The 17,923-nt window shown below is 69.8% G+C and carries 12 protein-coding genes; 6 read left to right on the top strand and 6 right to left on the bottom strand.

Features of this window, described 5'->3' with window-relative positions; all coding sequences use genetic code 11:
• Window positions 1-4: 4 nt before the first annotated feature.
• Window positions 5-1,393, bottom strand: a complete 1,389-nt coding sequence (locus ACE3SG_RS13930; RefSeq protein ID WP_374565986.1) for a PLP-dependent aminotransferase family protein — start codon at window positions 1,391-1,393, stop codon at window positions 5-7.
• Window positions 1,394-1,556: 163 nt separating this feature from the next.
• Here ACE3SG_RS13930 and gabT point away from each other — a divergent pair, with 163 nt between their 5' ends.
• The 3 genes from gabT (at window position 1,557) to ACE3SG_RS13915 (ending at window position 5,469) form a co-directional block, all read left to right on the top strand.
• The gene (gene gabT / locus ACE3SG_RS13925) at window positions 1,557-2,864 is read left to right on the top strand and encodes a 4-aminobutyrate--2-oxoglutarate transaminase (RefSeq protein ID WP_374565825.1); all 1,308 of its coding nucleotides are present in this window, start codon (window positions 1,557-1,559) and stop codon (window positions 2,862-2,864) included.
• Window positions 2,865-2,959: 95 nt separating this feature from the next.
• The gene (locus ACE3SG_RS13920; protein WP_374565823.1) at window positions 2,960-4,438 is read left to right on the top strand and encodes an NAD-dependent succinate-semialdehyde dehydrogenase; all 1,479 of its coding nucleotides are present in this window, start codon (window positions 2,960-2,962) and stop codon (window positions 4,436-4,438) included.
• Entirely contained in the window at window positions 4,435-5,469 is a 1,035-nt protein-coding gene (locus ACE3SG_RS13915) for a hypothetical protein (RefSeq protein ID WP_374565821.1), read from the top strand. The genes ACE3SG_RS13920 and ACE3SG_RS13915 overlap by 4 nt, the downstream gene beginning before the upstream one ends.
• A 32-nt stretch (window positions 5,470-5,501) precedes the next feature.
• On the opposite strand, the gene ACE3SG_RS13910 is transcribed toward ACE3SG_RS13915, so the two are convergent.
• From ACE3SG_RS13910 to ACE3SG_RS13900, 3 genes are all read right to left on the bottom strand, one after another.
• The gene (locus tag ACE3SG_RS13910; protein WP_374565819.1) at window positions 5,502-6,395 is read right to left on the bottom strand and encodes a diguanylate cyclase domain-containing protein; all 894 of its coding nucleotides are present in this window, start codon (window positions 6,393-6,395) and stop codon (window positions 5,502-5,504) included.
• Window positions 6,396-6,702: 307 nt separating this feature from the next.
• Window positions 6,703-9,498 carry a DNA polymerase I gene (gene polA / locus ACE3SG_RS13905; RefSeq protein WP_374565817.1) on the bottom strand — a complete coding sequence of 932 codons (2,796 nt, stop codon included), beginning with the start codon at window positions 9,496-9,498 and terminating at the stop codon, window positions 6,703-6,705.
• 146 nt (window positions 9,499-9,644) lie between these two features.
• Window positions 9,645-11,372 carry a CocE/NonD family hydrolase gene (locus ACE3SG_RS13900; protein WP_374565815.1) on the bottom strand — a complete coding sequence of 576 codons (1,728 nt, stop codon included), beginning with the start codon at window positions 11,370-11,372 and terminating at the stop codon, window positions 9,645-9,647.
• Between the two features lie 222 nt (window positions 11,373-11,594).
• Between ACE3SG_RS13900 and ACE3SG_RS13895 the strand changes: the two genes are divergently transcribed.
• The 3 genes from ACE3SG_RS13895 to ACE3SG_RS13885 are packed head-to-tail and all read left to right on the top strand — an operon-like array spanning window position 11,595 to window position 13,696.
• A complete protein-coding gene (locus ACE3SG_RS13895; RefSeq protein ID WP_374565813.1) occupies window positions 11,595-11,888 on the top strand; it encodes a hypothetical protein in 294 nt (97 codons plus the stop codon).
• A gap of 43 nt (window positions 11,889-11,931) precedes the next feature.
• Window positions 11,932-12,900, top strand: coding sequence for a homoserine kinase (locus ACE3SG_RS13890; RefSeq protein ID WP_374565811.1), 969 nt, complete (start codon window positions 11,932-11,934; stop codon window positions 12,898-12,900).
• Between the two features lie 7 nt (window positions 12,901-12,907).
• Window positions 12,908-13,696, top strand: a complete 789-nt coding sequence (locus tag ACE3SG_RS13885) for a BPSS1780 family membrane protein (RefSeq protein ID WP_374565809.1) — start codon at window positions 12,908-12,910, stop codon at window positions 13,694-13,696.
• A gap of 18 nt (window positions 13,697-13,714) precedes the next feature.
• Here the strand turns inward: ACE3SG_RS13885 and ACE3SG_RS13880 are convergent, their stop codons facing one another.
• Both ACE3SG_RS13880 and ACE3SG_RS13875 read right to left on the bottom strand, forming a co-directional pair.
• On the bottom strand, window positions 13,715-15,865 hold the full coding sequence (locus tag ACE3SG_RS13880) for a diguanylate cyclase domain-containing protein (RefSeq protein ID WP_374565807.1): 2,151 nt from the start codon (window positions 15,863-15,865) through the stop codon (window positions 13,715-13,717).
• Window positions 15,862-17,922 (bottom strand): diguanylate cyclase, encoded by a 2,061-nt coding sequence (locus ACE3SG_RS13875; RefSeq protein WP_374565805.1) that lies wholly within the window; start codon window positions 17,920-17,922, stop codon window positions 15,862-15,864. The genes ACE3SG_RS13880 and ACE3SG_RS13875 overlap by 4 nt, the downstream gene beginning before the upstream one ends.
• Window position 17,923: the final 1 nt, after the last annotated feature.

Genomic DNA, 17,923 nt, shown 5'->3' with positions numbered 1-17,923 from the left:
GCGATTATTCCAGCTCGCGCGCGAGAAACGCGAACAGCCGCTCATCGCCCGAGAAGGCGACGTTGAAGCGCATCCAGTCGGTCGGCTGCAACTCGGCGCGGAACAGGTGGCCGGGGCCGAGCATGATGTCGGCCTCGGCCGCGCGGTTGGCCAACGCCGGGGCATCGGGCAGCCTGGGGTGGCGCGCCCAGAGGAACATGCCGGCCTTGGGCTCGGCGAACAGCTCGAAACCCAGCGCCACCAGCCGGCCACCGACGCGCTGGTGGGCCTCGGCCAGGCGCTCGCGCAGCGACTTCAGGTGCTTCCGGCGGCGGCCGTCGAGCAGCGCCGAGAGCGCCAGCCGCTCGCCGAACTCGGCCGAGGTCAGGCCCGAGATCATCTTCAGCTGGGCCAGGTCTTCCAGCAGGTCGGGGTGGGCGGCGAGAAAGCCGACGCGGATGTTGGGCGAGATCGTCTTCGAGTAGCTGCCGATGTAGATCACGCGGGTCAGCTGGTCGAGGCTGGCCAGGCTGGGGCGCGGCTCGGGGTCGAGCTCGACGTAGATGTCGTTCTCGACGATCGTCAGGTCGTGTTTCTCGGCCAGCTGCAGCAGCCGGTGCAACTGGCCCAGCGGCGCGGCCGAGCCGGTGGGGCTTTGCAGCCGCGGCTGGGTGAAGAAGACCTTGGGCCGGTGTTCGGTGACCAGCGCCTCCAGCGCGGCCAGGTCGTAGCCCTGCGGCGTGCGCGGCACACCCAGCAGCCGGGCGCCCTGGAAACGCAGCGAAAACAACAGGTTGGCGTAGCCCGGGTCGTCGACCAGCACGGTGTCGCCGGCGCGCACCAGGCGGCGCACGCACAGGTCCAGCGCCTGGCTGGAGCCCTGGGTCAGCAGCACCTGGGCCGGCGGCACGGTCACTTGCTGCTCGGCCAGCGCCTCGCAAATGGCCTGGCGCAGCGGCGGGTAGCCCTTGGGGTCGCCGTAGCCGCCCAGGTCGGCATCGTCGGCGGCGAGCGCGCGCAAGCCTCGGCGCAGGCCGTCTTCGAACAGCCAGTCGCCCGGCAGCCAGCCGCAGCCGGCTTTGACGGCCAAGTGGCGGTTTTCGAAGATGCGGCGCAGGTACCAGGCCGAGTCGAAACCCTGCGGGCTGGCCGGCACCGGCTCGGCCGCACCGGCTGCCGCCCGGCGCCGCACGAAAAAGCCCGAATGCGGGCGAGAGACGAGGTAGCCCTGCGCCACCAGCCGGTCGTAGGCCTCGACCACGGTGAAGACGCTGACTTGGTGGCTCTGGGCGAACTGTCGGATCGACGGCAGCTTGGTCCCTTCGCGCAGCGCCGCCTCGTCGATCTGGCGGCCCAGGCCCTGCACGATCTGGGTCACGAGCGGCAAGGCGGCCTGGGAATCGAGGGTCAGCAGCATTCGGGCGGTTGGGCGGTGTACTGGTCGTGCACCCAGCACAGTGCGCGACCAGGGGCTTGGGTGCTGTACATGGTAGCGGCTGGCCCGGCGGGACTAGAGTGGCAGTCTTGGCGCCTTGGGGCATTCGCCCGGCGCCGCACCACACCCCCAGGAGCCCGATATGCACCGCGACCCCGCCGCCACCGCCAAGACAAATGCCGCCCTGATGGCGCGCCGCCGCGCCGCCATGCCCACCGGCCTGGGCCAGACCTACGACGTGGTCGCTGACAGGGCAGAAAACGCCGAGGTGTGGGACGTCGAAGGCAAGCGCTACATCGACTTCGGCGGCGGCATCGCGGTGCTGAACACCGGCCACCGCCACCCGAAGATCGTCGCCGCCGTGAAGGCCCAGCTCGACAAGGTCCACCACACCTGCTTCCAGGTGCTGGCCTACGAGCCGTATATTGACCTGGCCGAGCGCCTGATCGCCAAGACCCCGGGCGACTTCGCGAAGAAGGCCTACTTCCTGTCGACCGGCGCTGAAGCTGTCGAGAACGCCGTCAAGATCGCCCGCGCCGCAACCAAGCGCCAGGCCGTGATCGCCTTCGGCGGCGGCTTCCACGGCCGCACGCTGCTGGGCATGGCGCTGACCGGCAAGGTCGCGCCGTACAAGGCCGGTTTCGGCCCCTTCCCGGCCGAGATCTACCACGCCGAATACCCGAACGCGCTGCACGGCGTGTCGGTGGCCGACTCGCTGAAGTCGCTCGAGCACATCTTCAAGTACGACGTCGAGGCCGAGCGTGTCGCGGCCATCATCCTGGAGCCGGTGCAAGGCGAAGGCGGCTTCTACATCGCCCCGCCGGAGTTTGCGCAAGCGCTGCGCCGCCTGTGCGACAAGCACGGCATCGTGCTGATCGCCGACGAAGTGCAGACCGGTGCCGGCCGCACCGGCACCTGGCTGGCCTGCGAGCAGTGGGGCGTGGCGCCGGACATGGTCACGATGGCCAAGTCGATGGCCGGCGGCTTCCCGATCTCGGCCGTGATCGGCCGCGCCGACCTGATGGACAAGCCGCTGCCCGGCGGCCTGGGCGGCACCTACGCCGGCAACCCGCTGGCTTGCGCCGCCGCGCTGGCGGTGCTGGACATCTTCGAAGAAGAAAAGCTGCTCGACCGCTCGAAGGCCGTCGGCGAAACGCTGGTCAACGGGCTGAAGGCGATCGCCGCCAAGCACAAGGCCATCGGCGACGTGCGCGCGCTCGGCGCGATGGTCGCGGTGGAACTGTTCAAGAACGGCGATCTGCACCAACCCGACGCCGACCTGACCAAGCGCGTCTGCGCCGAAGCGATCAAGCGTGGCCTGGTGATGCTGTCGTGCGGCAGCTATGCCAACGTGCTGCGCATCCTGGTGCCGCTGACCGTGCCGCAGGCGCAGCTCGAAGAAGGCCTGAAGATCCTCGCCGACGCCTTCGACGCCGCTGTCGCCGGCTGAGGCAACGTTGAACGAGTCCCTCGCGGCATGCCCGCAGGGACTCATGCAACGTCATCTGTAACAGCGCTCGGACGACCTCGGCATAGGATGTAGCCATGGACATGAAGACCTCCCCCCTCTCGACGCTGAACGACCCCAGCCTGCTGAAGACCGACTCGCTCATCGGTGGCGAGTGGGTGGCCGGCGACGCGCGTTTCGACGTGACCGACCCGGCCACCGGCTCCAAGCTGGCGGACGTGGCCAACCTCGGTGCCGAGTCGGCCGAAGCGGCCATCGCCGCGGCCAACAAGGCCTGGCCGGCCTGGCGCAACAAGACCGCCAAGGAACGCGCCGCGATCCTGATGAAGTGGTTCCACCTGCTGCATGCCAATGCAGACGACCTGGCCCGCATCATGACCGCCGAGCAGGGCAAGCCATTGGCCGAGGCCAAGGGCGAGGTCGGTTATGGGGCCAGCTTCCTCGAGTGGTTTGCCGAAGAGGCCAAGCGCATCTACGGCGAGACGGTGCCGACCACCGACAACAACAAGCGCTACCTGGTCATCAAGCAACCGGTGGGTGTGTGCGCGGCGATCACGCCGTGGAACTTTCCGATCGCGATGATCACGCGCAAGGTCGCGCCGGCGCTGGCCGCCGGCTGCCCGGTGGTGATCAAGCCGGCCGAGGCCACGCCGCTGTCGGCGCTGGCCGTGGCCGAGCTGGCGCAGCGCGCCGGCATGCCCGCCGGTGTGCTGAACATCGTCACCGCCGATGCCGACAACTCGATCGCCGTCGGCAAGGTGCTGTGCGATTCGGACGTGGTGCGCCACCTGTCGTTCACCGGCTCCACCGAGGTCGGCCGCATCCTGATGAAGCAGTGCGCGCCGACGGTGAAGAAGCTGTCGCTCGAACTCGGCGGCAACGCGCCCTTCATCGTCTTCGACGACGCCGACATCGACTCGGCCGTCGAGGGCGCGATGATCAGCAAGTACCGCAATGCCGGCCAGACCTGTGTCTGCGCCAACCGCTTCTACGTGCAATCCAAGGTCTACGACAGCTTCGTCGAGAAGCTGGCCGAGAAAGCCAAGGGCATCAAGGTCGGCAACGGCTTCGAAACCGGCGTCAACCAGGGCCCGATGATCGACGACCAGGCGATCGCCAAGGTCGAATCGCATGTGGCCGATGCGGTGGGCAAGGGTGCCACCGTCGTCACCGGCGGCGAGCGCATCAGCGAGCGCTTCTACAGCCCGACCGTGCTGTCCAACGTGACGCCCGAGATGGTCGTGTCGCGCGAAGAAACCTTCGGCCCGGTGGCACCGGTGTTCCGCTTCGAGACCGAAGCCGAGGCGATCGAGCTGGCCAACGCGACCGAGTTCGGCCTCGCCAGCTACTTCTACAGCCGCGACATCGGCCGCATCTTCCGCGTCGGCGAGGCGCTGGAATACGGCATGGTCGGCGTCAACACCGGCCTGATCTCGACGGCCGAAGTGCCCTTCGGCGGCGTCAAGCAATCGGGCCTGGGCCGCGAGGGCGCGCACCAGGGCATCGACGACTACGTCGAGGTCAAGTACCTCTGCCTGGGCGACATCAACAAGTGAGCGCCCGGCGCCGGGCCGCAGGGGCCGGGGCCGCACTGGCCCTTTGCCTGTTCCAGGCCGCCGTGCTGGCCGGCCCGTTGGCCGTGCGCGGGCCCGACGGCACCCGCTGGCGCATCAACGACGACGACGAGCCAACGCTGCTGGAGCGCAAGCTGCCCGGCGGCGGGCTCGACCCGGCCTTCGGCAAGGCCGGCCGGCTGGCGCTCGATTTCGGCGGCGGCGACGCCAACGTGGCCGCGCTGCGCGTGGACACCGCCGGCCGCATCTGGCTGGGCGTGACCTCGCTCGCCTCGGGCACCAGCAGCCCGATGGTGCAGCGCCTGCAGGCCAACGGCCAGGCCGACACCAGCTGGGGCGCCGCGGGGCGCAGCATCGCGTCGCCGGTGGGCCAACGCCTGATGGTGACCGACCTGCTGCCGACCGACGACGGCGGCGCCTGGGTCACCGGCACCTTGTACGGCTCACAGGGTGAGAACGACACCGGCTTGTGGCGCCTGAAGCCCAACGGCGCCATGGACTACGGCTTCGGCGCGGGCGGACTGTGGAAACGCCCGGGGGCCGAGCGCAGCCGCCCACTGTCGCTGGCCGCAGGGCCGGACGGCGTGGTGGCCCTCGGCGTCGACGTGCTGACCGGCCAGCAACCCGGCCGCGAGGTCTATGTGATCGGCCCGAACGATCGCCAGCCGCGCCTGGCGCCGATGCCCGGCGGGCCGGCGAACGAAGACGACGATGAGCCCTACCTTTTGTGGGGCGGCCTCGGCTGGCTGTGGCGCACCGGCGTGCAGACCGCCGAACTCTCGGGCCTGCCCGCGTTGACGATGGCGGCCACCACGGCCACCCCGGCAGCGCCGCCCCCGGGCGAGGCCGGGCACATCGCGCTGAACCCGTTTGCCGGCCCCGAGACAGCGGCCTCAGCCGTGGCACCCCCACCGCCGGCAGACGAACTGCCGTGGGGCTGGCTGCTGGCGGGCGGCTTGGGCCTGGTGGGCCTGTTCACCGTCTGGTGGCGCGGGCGCGGCAAGGCCGCCTAGCTGTTGAGCTTCGACGCGGGTCGGACACCAGTTCACGACTCGTCGTTCGCCGCCGCGCCCTGCCCGAGCAGCCGGCCGAAGCTGCCGCCCGAGGCCAGGCCCACGGCGTGGCGCAGCAGCGTGGCGGCATCTTTGCCGTGGGCGGGGTACTGGCTCACGCCCAGGCGCGCGCCCACCGGCACATCCTGCCCGGCCACCTGGAACGGTTGGTTGACGGCGGCCAGCAGCTTGCGCGCCACATGGTCGGCGTCTTCGTCGGCGTCGAGCCAGGCCAGCAGCACGGCGAACATGTCCGGCCCGAGCGAGGCGACCACGTCGCTCGCCCGCAGTGAGCCACGCAGGCGCACCGCCGCCTTGCGGCGCAGCACGTTGGCGGCCTCGGTGCCCAGGCTGGCCTCGACCGCGCGGAACCCGTCGAGGTGCAGCACGATCAGCGCCATCGCCGCGGGCTCACGCTCACGCAGCGCCAGCAGGTGGGTCATGTGCTCTTGCAGCTGGTTGTGGTTGGGCAGACCGGTGGTCAGGTCGATGCTGTAGGCGCGCCGCGCCGAATCGTCGATGCGCTTGCGCTCGATCGCCAGCCGCAGCACGCGGCCCAGCGCCTCGGGCGTGGCCTCGCGGCTCGACAGCACATCGCGCACCCCGGCCTGCAGCAGCCGCAGGCACACCGCCGGCGTCGGCTCGGGCCCGATCACGACCACGGCAGATTCGAGCACCGCGCGCGGCAGGCCCGCCCAATGCAGCAGGCGATCGGCCCCGCCGGTCAACTTGAGGTCGAACAGCACCGCGTCGTACGGCTGCAGGTGCAGCTGGTTGGACAGCTCATCCAGCTTGCCGCAGGCCTGGACCACAAACGGCCCGAAGGCCGAGGTCACCAAATCCGGGGCCTGGGCACTGAGGCAAAGAATATTGAAGGGGTCGGACATGGGTGCGCGCCTCTTTGCGGGCGTGAACCATCATGCACGTTCCGCGCCTGGGTCGACACGCTTGTAAACACCAAGGTGGTGCAAACCACGAGAGCGAGGTTCGGATGGCGGCGATTACCCCGGCACCAAGCGCCTCACAACGCGGCCAGCGCTCGGCCCCTCCGGAGCGGCCGCGTACCCTCTCGGAGGGTAGTGCCGGTACCCCGGCACCGGGTGTCTCACGACGCGGCCAGCGCTCGGCCGCTCCGGAGCGACCGCGCACCCTCTCGGAGAGGTAGTGCCGGTACCCCGGCACCGGGTGTCCCATCTAATGCGCCTCTTCCCAGTTCGCCCCGACCCCCACCTCGGCCAGCAGCGGCACGCTGAACGTGGCCACGCCGGCCATCAGGCGAGGCACCGCCTCCTTGGCCCAGTCGAGCTCGGCCTCGGGCACTTCGAGCACCAGTTCGTCGTGAACCTGCATCACCATGCGGGTGGCGCGCTGCTCGGTGTCGAGCGCGCCCTGCACCGCGATCATCGCGAGCTTGATCAGGTCGGCGGCCGTGCCCTGCATCGGCGCGTTGATCGCCTGGCGCTCGGCGCCCGAGCGGCGCGGGCCGTTGCCGCCGCGGATCTCGGGCAGGTAGATGCGGCGGCCGAAGATCGTCTCGACATAACCCAGCTCGGCGGCACGCAACTTGGTCTCGTCCATGTAGCGCTTCACGCCGGCGAAGCGGTCGAAGTAGCGGTCGATGTAGTTGCGCGCGGCCTTCTGGTCGATCCCCAGGCTTTGCGCCAGGCCGAAGGCGCCCATGCCGTAGATCAGGCCGAAGTTGATGGTCTTGGCATAACGCCGCTGTTCAGAGGTGACCGTGTCGGGCGCGATGCCGAACACCTCGCTCGCGGTGGCGCGGTGCACGTCCATGCCTTCGGCGAAGGCCTTGGTCAAGCCCGGGTCGCCGCTGATGTGGGCCATGATGCGCAGCTCGATCTGCGAGTAGTCGGCGCTGACGATCTTGTGGCCCGGCGGCGCGATGAAGGCCTCGCGCACGCGCCGGCCTTCGGGCGTGCGGATGGGGATGTTCTGCAGGTTCGGGTCGTTGCTCGACAGGCGCCCGGTCACCGCCACCGCCTGCGCATAGTTGGTGTGCACGCGGCCGGTGCTGGGGTTCACCATCAGCGGCAGCTTGTCGGTGTAGGTGCCTTTCAGCTTGCTTAGGCTACGGTGCTCCAGCAGCTTGGCCGGCAGCGGGTAGTCGGCGGCCAGCTCCTGCAGCACGTCTTCGTCGGTGCTCGGCGCGCCGCTGGCGGTCTTCTTTTTCACCGGCAGGCCGAGCCGGCCGAAGAGGATCTCGCCGATCTGCTTGGGCGAGCCCAGGTTGAAGGGTTGGCCGGCCAGCTCGTAGGCCCCGCGCTCGAGCGCCAGCATGCGCTCGGCCAGCTCACGGCTTTGCGTGGCCAGCAGCGCCGAATCGATCAGCACGCCATGGCGCTCGACCCGCTCGAGAATCGTCGAGACCGGCATCTCGATGCGCTCGTAGACCTCGCGCATGCCCTTCTCGGCCTCGATCTGCGGCCAAAGCGTCTGGTGCACCTGCAGCGTCATCTCGCTGTCTTCGCCGCTGTAGGTGGTGGCCTGCGCCAGGTCGACCTGCGAGAACGGGATCTGGTTCGCGCCCTTGCCGCAGACCTGCTCGTAGCTCAGGCCTTGCCGGCCCAGGTGACGCTCGGCCAGGCTTTCCAGGCTGTGTTTCAGGTGCGCTTCCAGCACATAACTCTGCAGCAGGGTGTCATGGGCGTAGCCGCGCACCTCGATGCCGTGGTTGGCGAACACGTGCTGGTCGTACTTGATGTTCTGGCCGACCTTGGCCGCCGTGGCGTCTTCGAGCCAGGGCTTCATCAGCGCCAGCACTTCGTCGAGCGGCAACTGGTCCGGCGCGCCAGGGTAGTCGTGCGCCAGCGGCACATAGGCGGCACGGCCGGGCTCGATGGCGAACGAGACGCCGACGATGCGGGCGCGCATCGGGTCGAGCGAATCGGTCTCGGTGTCGATCGCGGTCAGCGATGCGGCGCGCAGCACGTCGAGCCAGGCGTGCAGGCGCTCGCGGCTGGTGACGCACTCGTACTCGCGGGCCAGTGCCAGCGGCGGCAGCGTCAGCGCGTTGGCAGCGCGGGTCACCGACGCGTCGGTGGGCGCGCCGTTCGCGGCCCCCGCCAGCCCGGCATCCGCCGGCGCGCTGCCGCCGGCCATGGTGGCTTCCAGCTCCTTGCGGAAGGTCTTGAAACCGAAACGCTCGTAGAAGGCCAGCAGGCCTTCGCTGTCGACGGGCTTCAGGGCCAACGCGTCCAGCGCCGGCCAGCCGCTCACGTGGCCGGTCAGGTCGCAGTCGGTCACCACGGTGATCAACCGGCGCCCCTGCGGCAGCCAGTCCAGCGCCTTGCGCAGGTTCTCGCCCGCCACGCCCTTGATGCTCGCCGCGGCGGCGATCACGCCGTCGAGCGAGCCGTGGTCGGCGATCCACTTCGCGGCCGTCTTCGGCCCCACCTTCTCGACCCCGGGCACGTTGTCGACCGTGTCGCCGATCAGCGTGAGGTAGTCGATGATGCGGTCCGGCGGCACGCCGAACTTGGCCTTGACGCCCTCGATGTCGAGCGTCTCGTTGCTCATCGTGTTGATCAGCGTGACCCGGTCATTGACCAACTGGGCCAAATCCTTGTCACCAGTTGATACAACCACCGAATGCCCCGATTGGGCGCCGATGCAGGCCAAGGTGCCGATCGCGTCGTCGGCCTCGATGCCGGGCACCATCAGCACCGGCCAGCCGAGCAGCTTGACCACCTTGTGGATCGGCTCGATCTGCTTGCGCAGGTCGTCCGGCATCGGCGCGCGGTGGGCCTTGTACTCGGGGTACCACTCGTCGCGAAAGGTCTTGCCGGGGGCATCGAACACGCAGACGGCATGTTCGGAGGGCACCTGCTCACGCAGACGCTTCATCATCGCCACCATGCCGTGGATCGCCCCGGTGGGCACACCGCCCGGGCCACGCAGATCGGGCAAGGCGTGGTAGGCGCGGTACAGGTAGCTGCTGCCGTCGACGAGCAGCAGGGTGTTGTTTTCACTCATGCGCGAGATTGTGCAGCCCCCGGAGTGGCGAGTACGCCACCCCGCCCCCCGAGGGGGCGCGCGGCCGCTTCGCAGCGGCCGTTCGCTGGCCACGCCATGCGCAACCCCAGGGCAGCGCGCACGCAACCCTGGGGCGGGCCATCCGCTCAGCGCACCGGCAAAGTCATCGTCATCTGGCTGTTGCCATCGAACGCCATCGACATGCGGAACATCTCGCCGAAATGCACCGGCGCGCCGTACAGGCTGTCGGCGGTGTCGAACACCAGCGCCAGGTGGTGGCCGGCCGGCACGTCGTAGGCGATCGCGTTCATGTCGAACGAGAAGTCGGTCACTACACCGGGCGTGGCCCAATGCACCGCCCGTGCGCCGTGGGTGACCAGCGTGCCGAAGCCCGCCCAGTCGACGTCGTACAGGTACGCCACCAGCATGCCGCGCTTGAGGTTCGGCTTGGCGCGGATCTGCAGCTTGGGCGAGCCGCGCAGCTTGACAGGCGCGTTCAGCGCATCACCCTCGTAGCGGATGCCGTTGCCCGCCAGGATCGTGGCCATGTGGTTGATGACCGGCAGGCCGGCGCTTTCCATGATCGGCGACAGGATCGGGATCAGGCCGGTGGTCGCGGTCGTGTCGAGCAGGCTGTCGATCTGGTCACCATAGCTCTGGCGGTTGGGCGACGTGCCGAGCGTGCCGGTCACGCCCTTCCAGCAGAAGCAGCCGAAGTCCCAGCGCAGCGCGCCCCGCGGGCCCAGGTAGTAGGTGTTGCTGCGCAGCTCAGGCGCCGGCCAGTTGCTCAGCGTTTCGCGGTTGCCGCCGAACTTGAGCTGCATGTTCACCTTCGGCTCGGTGTCCACGCCGTTCTGGACGCCCTTCAGCCAGCGGTCCATCCAGCGGTGCACCTGGTCGAACACCGGGTTGTCGACGCCCAGCGTGGCCCCGGCCAGCTCGGCCGATGCGTGGATGCCGGGCTGCAGCAGCAGCTTCTTCGGGCCGGTCAGCCGCGTGTACATCAGCAGCGTGGAGTTCGGCGAAAACATGTCGTCCTGGTAGTTCTTGCTGATCAGCACCGGCACCTTGCGGGCGTTCAACGCGTCGACCGCGTTGAGCGGCGATCGGACCACCCCCCAGGCCGTGATCTCTGCGATCTTGGCCGGCGAGACATCGGGGTCGCGGATGGCTGCGTCGTACTCGTAGATGATCGGGTCCATGTTGCCGGTGAAGGTGCCCGACAGCGTCAGGATCGACAGCCACGTCGGGTTCGGCACCGAGTTGCCGTACATCTGGTCGATCAGGTTCGACCAGCCCGACATCGAGGCCACGGCCTTCACACGGCTGTCGCCCGCCGCACCGAGCACGGACAGCCCGGCACCGTAGGAGATCCCGGCTGCACCGATGCGGTTCACGTCGGCCGCGGTGTTGGCCACCAACCAGTCCAGCACGCTGCTGAAGTCGTACGCATCCTGCGCACCGGCCACGCCGACCACGCCTTCGGAGCCATAGAACCCCCGCGCGGTGTAGGCCAGCGCCACATAGCCGTTCTGGGCCATGCGCTGCTGCTCACCCAGGTATTCGAAGAAATCGGCGGCCGCCCAGCTGGCGGGGTAGACGACGGCAGGGAACTTGCTTCCACTGTTGGCCCCAGGGGGCAGGAAGACATTCGCGGTCAACCTCACGCCGTCGCTTGTGGCCACGGTGAAGTTGTTCAGGAAACAGGTCCCGTCCTTGGGTGAGATCACGCCCGGCATCAACAAGGGCGTGGTGTACACGGCCGCTTCGGCCGGGGTGGGCGCTCGGCAGCTGGGCGCTGCTTCTGCATAGGTGGAAAACAACGGCACGCACACAACCAGGGCAGCAAGGCGCCGCCCAAAAAATTTCGGCATGTGAAAGTCTCCGTTCCGGGGAGCAGTGGATTCACGATCGAACGCCCCGAAATCGCACGACCGTTCGTTCCATTTGCTGCTCGCTTTTCTCAATGCGCAACGGGACCAGTCCGGAGATTTTGTTACTTGTTACCTCGCCTCCGCGCCACGTCACCTGGCTGACGCGGGGAGCAGGCCGCGTCCGACAAGGCCCGCCGGGGACGGGGGCATAGAATCCGGCGCATGAAAACGCTCTGGCCTGCCCCGCTGACACTGCTGCTGCTGGCCACCGCCGCCGTGCGGGCTGAAGAGGCCGCGCCGCGCACGCCGCCCGAGCCTCAGGTGCTGCAGCAAGTCACCGAAGACGACAAGATCCGCATCGAGGAATTGCGGGTCCGCGGCCAGACCAAGCGCCTGACGGTGCAGCCCAAGATCCGCGGGGTCGGCCCCTACGAGATCGCATCGCCCGAACCCGGCCGCGCGCCGGCGGACGACCCCAAGGCGGGCCAGCGCGTCTGGCTGTCCATCACCTTCTGATACACCGCCGCGCCGTGCTTGCGCGGCGCTTCACCGGCAAGTCATGGCGGTCTACACCGAAGTGAGCCTGGGCCAGGCCCAGGCACTGTCCACGCAGCTGCAACTGGGCACCGTGCAGTCGCTGCAGCCCATTGGCAGCGGCATTGAAAACACCAACTACTTCCTGTCGACGGACGCCGGCGACTGGGTGCTGACGCTGTTCGAGCGCCTGTCGGCCGAGCAGCTGCCGTTCTACCTGCAGCTGATGCAGCACCTGGCACGGCACGGCCTGCCGGTGCCCGAGCCGCACGCCGATGGCAGCGGCGCGCTGTGCCACCAGGTGGCCGGCAAGCCGGCGGCGGTGGTGAACCGGCTGCCCGGCGCGCCGGTCGATGCGCCCGATGTGCACCACGCCGACCAAGTCGGCGCCACCCTCGCGCGCATGCACAAGGCGGTGGCCGACTTCGCGCCCTACCAGCCCAACCTGCGCGGCCTGGCCTGGTGGCAGGCCACCGCACCGGCCGTGCGCCCGCACCTGGGCGCCGACAGCGCCGCCCTGCTCGACGACGAACTGGCCTACCAGCTGCACCTGGCCGCCTCGCCCACCTACGCCCAGCTGCCGCACGGCGCGGTGCATGCCGACCTGTTCCGCGACAACGCGCTCTTCGAGGGCCTGCCCGGCCGCGAGCGCCTGTGCGGCGTGTTCGACTTCTACTTCGCCGGCGTCGACAGCTTTGCCTTCGACCTGGGCGTGGCGATCAACGACTGGTGCATCGACGACGACTCGGGCCACCTCGACGAGACACGCGCCAACGCGCTGATCGCCGGCTACCGCGCCGAGCGCGAACCCACCGGCGTCGAATGGCGCACGCTGCCGGCCATGCGCCGCGCCGCCGCCCTGCGCTTCTGGCTGTCGCGCCTGGCCGACTGGCACGCGCCACGCGACGCCGCCCTGTTGACCCCCAAGGACCCGCGCCACTTCGAGCGCGTGCTGCGCGACTGCGTGGCCAACCCCTGGCACCCCGGCGCCTGAACCACCGATGGGATTGAAACTGCAAGACGTGCCGGCCGCCGCAGGTTGGCGATGGGTCAAACAAGGCTTCGGCGAATACTTCCGCCATCCGCTGGCCTACATCGGGCTGTTCATGGCGTTCCTGTTCGCCGTGCTGCTGACGATGCTGCTGCCGTGGATCGGCGGTGTGCTGCTGATGCTGTCGGTGCCGCTGCTGAGCCTGGGCTTCATGATGGCCACCCACGCCTCGCTGCGCGAGCGGCCGGTGCATGCCGGCGTCTTCCTGCTGCCGTGGCAGCAGCGCGAGCCTGACCGGCGCGCGCCCTTGCTGGTCTTGCTGGTCGCCTATGCGGTGCTGACCGCGATGGCGTTGTGGTGGTGCGAGTGGGTCGACGGCGGCGCGTTCGATGCCTGGTTGACGGCCTTGGCCAAGGGCAACACCCCGCCAGACGAGCTGGCACGCCTGGGCAATGCACCGGGCGCCTCGGCGGGCGCGCTGTGGCGCTTCGGGCTGAGCACCTTGCTGAGCATCCCGTTCTGGTTCGCGCCGGCGCTGGTGTTCTGGGCCCAGCAGGGTGTCGCCCAGGCCTTGTTCTCGAGCACGCTCGCGCTCTGGCGCGCGCGCGGCGCCTTCCTGGTCTTCGGCATCGGCTGGCTGGCGGTGCTGGGGCTGGCCGGCACGCTGACCAGCGTCATCGCCGCGGTGCTCGGCCCGGCCGCCACCAGCCTGCTGGCGATGCCGGTCGGCCTGGTGCTGACCGCCGTCTTCTACGTCTCGCTGTACTTCAGCTTCCGCGACTGCTTCGGCGAGCCCTGAGCGCCGGGCCCCCCTTGATCAGGCCGCGCTGCGCGGCGTCACCTTCACCGTCAGGCGGCCGTCCTGGCGCGCACGCTCGAAGTCGTCGGCGGCGCGCACCAGCGCATCGGTCGAGGTGGCATCGGTGCCATTCAGGCCCACCGCCCGGTCGCGGCCCATCGCCTTCGCGCTGTAGAGGCCCATGTCGACCAGGTTGACGGCCTGCTCCCACGGCAGCGTGGTGCCGTGCGGCGGCAGCGGGAAGCCGGCGTAGGCCATCGACATCGTGACCGAGATCTCGCGCCCGTCGGGCAGCTTGAACGGCCGGTTGCCGATCTCGCCCAGCACCCGCAGCGCCAGCGTCTCGAGCGCCTCGCCACGCAGGGCCGGGGTGTGCAGCAAGAACTCTTCGCCGCCCCAGCGGCAGGCCACGTCGCCGGCACGCACGCAGGCGGCCAGGCGCTGCGCCACCTCGACCAGCACCGCATCGCCCACCGCGTGGCCATGCTCGTCGTTGATGCGCTTGAAGTGGTCCACGTCGAGCAGGATCAGGCCGCCGACGAAACCGTCGCCCTCGTCGTCCTGGCGCGCGGCCAGCGCTTCGCGGAAATGCCGGCGGTTGGCCAGGCCGGTCAGCGGGTCGCGCTCGCTCTGCACCTTCAGCAAGGCCTCGCTGCGACGCAGCTGCAGGTTGGCGTGCCGCGTGCGGCGCAGCTGCACCACCAACACACCGGCGGCCAGCGCCAGCGCCACAGACGCGAGCATCCACACCCGCTGCATCAGCGACTGGTTCTCCAGCCGCGCCGTCTTCAGGCTGTTTTCGCGCTCGGCCAGCTCCAGGTCGCGCTGGCCGGCCTCAGTGCGAAACCGCTCCTTCAGCTGGCCGAGCACGGCGTCGCGGGTGTCGTTGTCGATCTGCTCGCGCAGCCGGGTCGCGCGGTGGAAATGCTCCAGCGCTGCCTTCACGTCACCCACCGCCGCCAAGGCATCGGCCGATTCGTTCAGCGCGGCCTCGATGCGAGCACGCGCGTTGGCCTGCTCCCACAGCTGCAGGGCGGCTTCGAGGTCGGCCTTGCCCTGCGCCAGCTGGCCCAGCCGTATCCGCGCCAGCCCGCCGTTGTGCAGCATCACCGGCAGGTTGCGCCGGTCGTTGAAGCGACGCATCACCGGCAAGGCCCGCTCCACCGCGGCCAAGGCCTCGCGGGCCCGCCCGGCGCGCAGGAATTCGTCGCTCAGCGAGCCCAGGATCTGCGCCTCCAGGCGCACCGAGCCCACGTTGCGGGCGATGCGCACCGCCTCTTCGAGCGCCGGCTGCGAGCCGGCGTGGTCGTTGCGGGCCGAGGCCAGCACCGCGGTGTTCATCAGCACCCGGATCATCGCGCGCCCGGTCGGGTCTTTCTTGGCATGACGCTCGGCCTGCGCCATCTCGCGGCGCGACTTCTCGGCATCGTTCAGGTAGTGGCTCAGCACCGCCTGCGCCGACAGCCCCCAGGCCAGCAGCGCGTCGTCGTTGACCTGCGCCGCGAGCTCGTTGGCGCGTTGCTGCAGGCGTGCAGCTTCGAGCCGGTTGCCCTGGCGGTCGGCCCGCAGCGTCAACAGCCGCACCACCTGCCACCAGCCGCGGTGGTCGCAGCTGTTGCTGCGCTGCACCCCACCGGCACAAAAGCGCGCATAGGCGGCATCGGCCTCGAGCGCGTGGCCGGTGGCCGACTCAGTGCGCCACAGCTGGTCGTCGAGCATGGCCCGCACCATCGCCGCATCGGCCGCCGCCACCGGGTCGCGATCGGCCATCTGCGACAAGCGGCCCGCGGCCTCCTGGGCCACGGCCTCGCGCCCGGCGCGCGCGGCCACCAGGCCCCGCGTGCGCTCGACCACCCGCGCCCAGGCCAGCGACGGCGCCGCCGCCAGGCCTTGTTGCAGCTCTTCGAGCCGGTCCAGCACCACATCGGGTTCGTCGAAACCCTCGGCCGCCCAGCGGCTGGCGAGGTCGTTCAACTCGGCCAGCGCAATGGCGCCGTCTAGCTTTTCGAGCCCACGCCACGCCGCCAGCGGATCGGCAGCAGGCGCGTTCGAGCCAGCGCGCGACGTGCCGGCCTGCGGCGCGGCCACCATCGACGCGTTCGCGGCCGGCCAGCCCGCCACTGGCCAGGCCAGTGCGGCCACGATCAGGCAGGCCTGCAACCGGCTCACGAGTGGGCCTCCGCCGCGGGGCCTTCAAGCACCGTCAACTGCACGCGGCCTTCGCGCCACGATTGCTCCAGGTCTTGCACCACGGTATCGACCTCGGCCAGCGTGACGGCCGGCACCTGACTGACGCCACACGCGCGGTTGCGGCCCAGGGTCTTGGCCACGTACATCGCGTTGTCGACGATGTCGACCGCCAGGTCCCAGGGGATGTCCAGGCGGTGCGGGTCGAGCGGAAACTCGGCAAAACCGAGCGAGGTGGTCACGCTGACCCGCTTGTCGCCCACGATCACCGGCATGCTCGCCACCGCGTTCAGCAGCCGCTGCGCCAGCGGCTCGACACGCTCGTGCGTCATCGCCTGCACCAGCACCAGGAACTCTTCGCCGCCCCAGCGCACGACCAGGTCTTCCTCGCGCAGCACCGCGCGCAGCCGCCGCGCGGTCTCGACCAGCACCGCGTCGCCGGCGGCGTGGCCGTGGTGGTCGTTGATGCTCTTGAAGTGGTCCAGGTCCAGCAGGTACATCGTGCCGCGCGCGGGGCCGCCGCTTCCGTCGCCGCTGGTGATCTCGTGGAACTGGCGCCGGTTGGCCAGGCCGGTCAGCGGGTCTTGCAGGCTGTGGCGGCGAAGCTGCGCGTTGCGCAGGCGCAGCGCCTGCTGCGTGGCCCGCAGGCCACCGTACATGCGCGCGGCCAGCGCCAGCAACGACAGCACGATGCCGGCAGTCAGCGCCCAGATCTTGTACTCCAGCTCGCGGCCGCGCAGCTGTTCTTCCTTCAGCGCGTTGTCTTCGTTCAGCAAGGCCAGCTCGCGCTTGCGCTGCTGGGCATCGAAGCTCTCCTGCAGCTCGAGCACCGCCTCTTGCTGGTCGCGCCGGGCCAACTCGTTCGACAGCCCGCGCAGCGACTGGTAGGCCGCATAGGCCTCGGCCAGGTAGCCGGCTTTCTCGAGGTAGGTCGCCACGTCGCTGGTCGATTCGGCCAGGCTGGCGATGTCGTTGGCCGCACGGTCGATCTCGAGCAGCGGCCGGATCATCGCCAGGCCTTCGTCCTTGCGCTTCATCGAGATCAGCGCGAGGCCGCTGTTCAGCAGGGCCAGGTTCTCGGTCGACACGTCGTGCAGCGTGCGGGCCAGCGGCACCGCGCGCTGCGCGATGTCGTAGGCGCGCTGGTACTCGGCCGCGTGCAGGTAGTAGTCGGACAGATTGGCCAGGCCCAACGCCTCGTCGCGCGCGGCGCCGGCCTTGCGGGCGTATTCGATCGTGCCGGTCAGCGCCGCCAGCTCTTCGGCCGGGTGGCCGCTGTCGGTGAGCAGGATGCTCTCGGTCATCATGGCCTCGGTCATCGCCATCCAGTCCTGCGCTTCGGTGGCGATCTTCTTGGCCTCTTCGTTGAGCCGGGTGGCGTGTTCGAGCTGGCCGCCGCGGTACAGCGTGTAGGCCAGCGACGAGCGGTAGGCACTGCGCCGCCACGCCATGCCACCCTCATCGGCCAGGCGGATCACCTCCTGCGACAGGCGCACCGCCTCGTCGATGTGGCCGATGCGCTGCTTGATCCCGGCCGCGGTGGACAGGCAGCGCATGCGCAGCCGCACCGACGGGATCGCACGCAGCGAGTTCTCGACCTCGGACCACTGCGTGTCGGCACGCGTCAGCGAGCCCCCGTCCTGCAGTGCGATCGCCGCCCGAATGCACACCGCCGCCGCGTTGAGCTGGTCGGCAGGCAGCCGGGCGTAGGCCGGCGTGCCCGGCTTGACCAGCGCCTGGGCCACGGTCTCGGCCGCGCCCGGCTGGTGCACATAGGCGCGCAGCATGCCCAGCAGTTGTTCGGCGTCCAGCCGCGCGATGCCCTCGATCGGGCCATTGGCCAGCATCCGCTCCAGCTCGTCGGCGATCACCTCGGGCTTGGCGCGGCTCTCGCGCTCGAGCCGCTCGATCGCTTCGGGCTCGGCCGCCAGCGCGGTCGCCGCGGGCCCGAACGGCAGCCCCAGCCACAGCCCCGACAACAACACCCCCATGCCGGCCATGCGCCGAAACAGGGGGGGCTGCCGCGCAGGCCGGGTCATC

This window comes from Ideonella sp. (assembly GCF_041914305.1).
GTDB lineage: Bacteria > Pseudomonadota > Gammaproteobacteria > Burkholderiales > Burkholderiaceae_C > Ideonella.
Note: the sequence above shows the minus strand (reverse complement) of the source record. Positions and strands in the feature narration are given on the sequence as shown.

Excerpts from the sequence above, each read along its gene's own strand:
- gabT (WP_374565825.1), top strand. The coding sequence starts at position 1,557 with ATGCACCGCGACCCCGCCGCCACCGCCAAGACAAATGCCGCCCTGATG.
- ACE3SG_RS13920 (WP_374565823.1), top strand. The coding sequence starts at position 2,960 with ATGGACATGAAGACCTCCCCCCTCTCGACGCTGAACGACCCCAGCCTG.
- ACE3SG_RS13910 (WP_374565819.1), bottom strand. The coding sequence starts at position 6,395 with ATGTCCGACCCCTTCAATATTCTTTGCCTCAGTGCCCAGGCCCCGGAT.
- polA (WP_374565817.1), bottom strand. The coding sequence starts at position 9,498 with ATGAGTGAAAACAACACCCTGCTGCTCGTCGACGGCAGCAGCTACCTG.
- ACE3SG_RS13900 (WP_374565815.1), bottom strand. The coding sequence starts at position 11,372 with ATGCCGAAATTTTTTGGGCGGCGCCTTGCTGCCCTGGTTGTGTGCGTG.
- ACE3SG_RS13895 (WP_374565813.1), top strand. The coding sequence starts at position 11,595 with ATGAAAACGCTCTGGCCTGCCCCGCTGACACTGCTGCTGCTGGCCACC.
- ACE3SG_RS13890 (WP_374565811.1), top strand. The coding sequence starts at position 11,932 with ATGGCGGTCTACACCGAAGTGAGCCTGGGCCAGGCCCAGGCACTGTCC.
- ACE3SG_RS13885 (WP_374565809.1), top strand. The coding sequence starts at position 12,908 with ATGGGATTGAAACTGCAAGACGTGCCGGCCGCCGCAGGTTGGCGATGG.
- ACE3SG_RS13875 (WP_374565805.1), bottom strand. The coding sequence starts at position 17,922 with ATGACCCGGCCTGCGCGGCAGCCCCCCCTGTTTCGGCGCATGGCCGGC.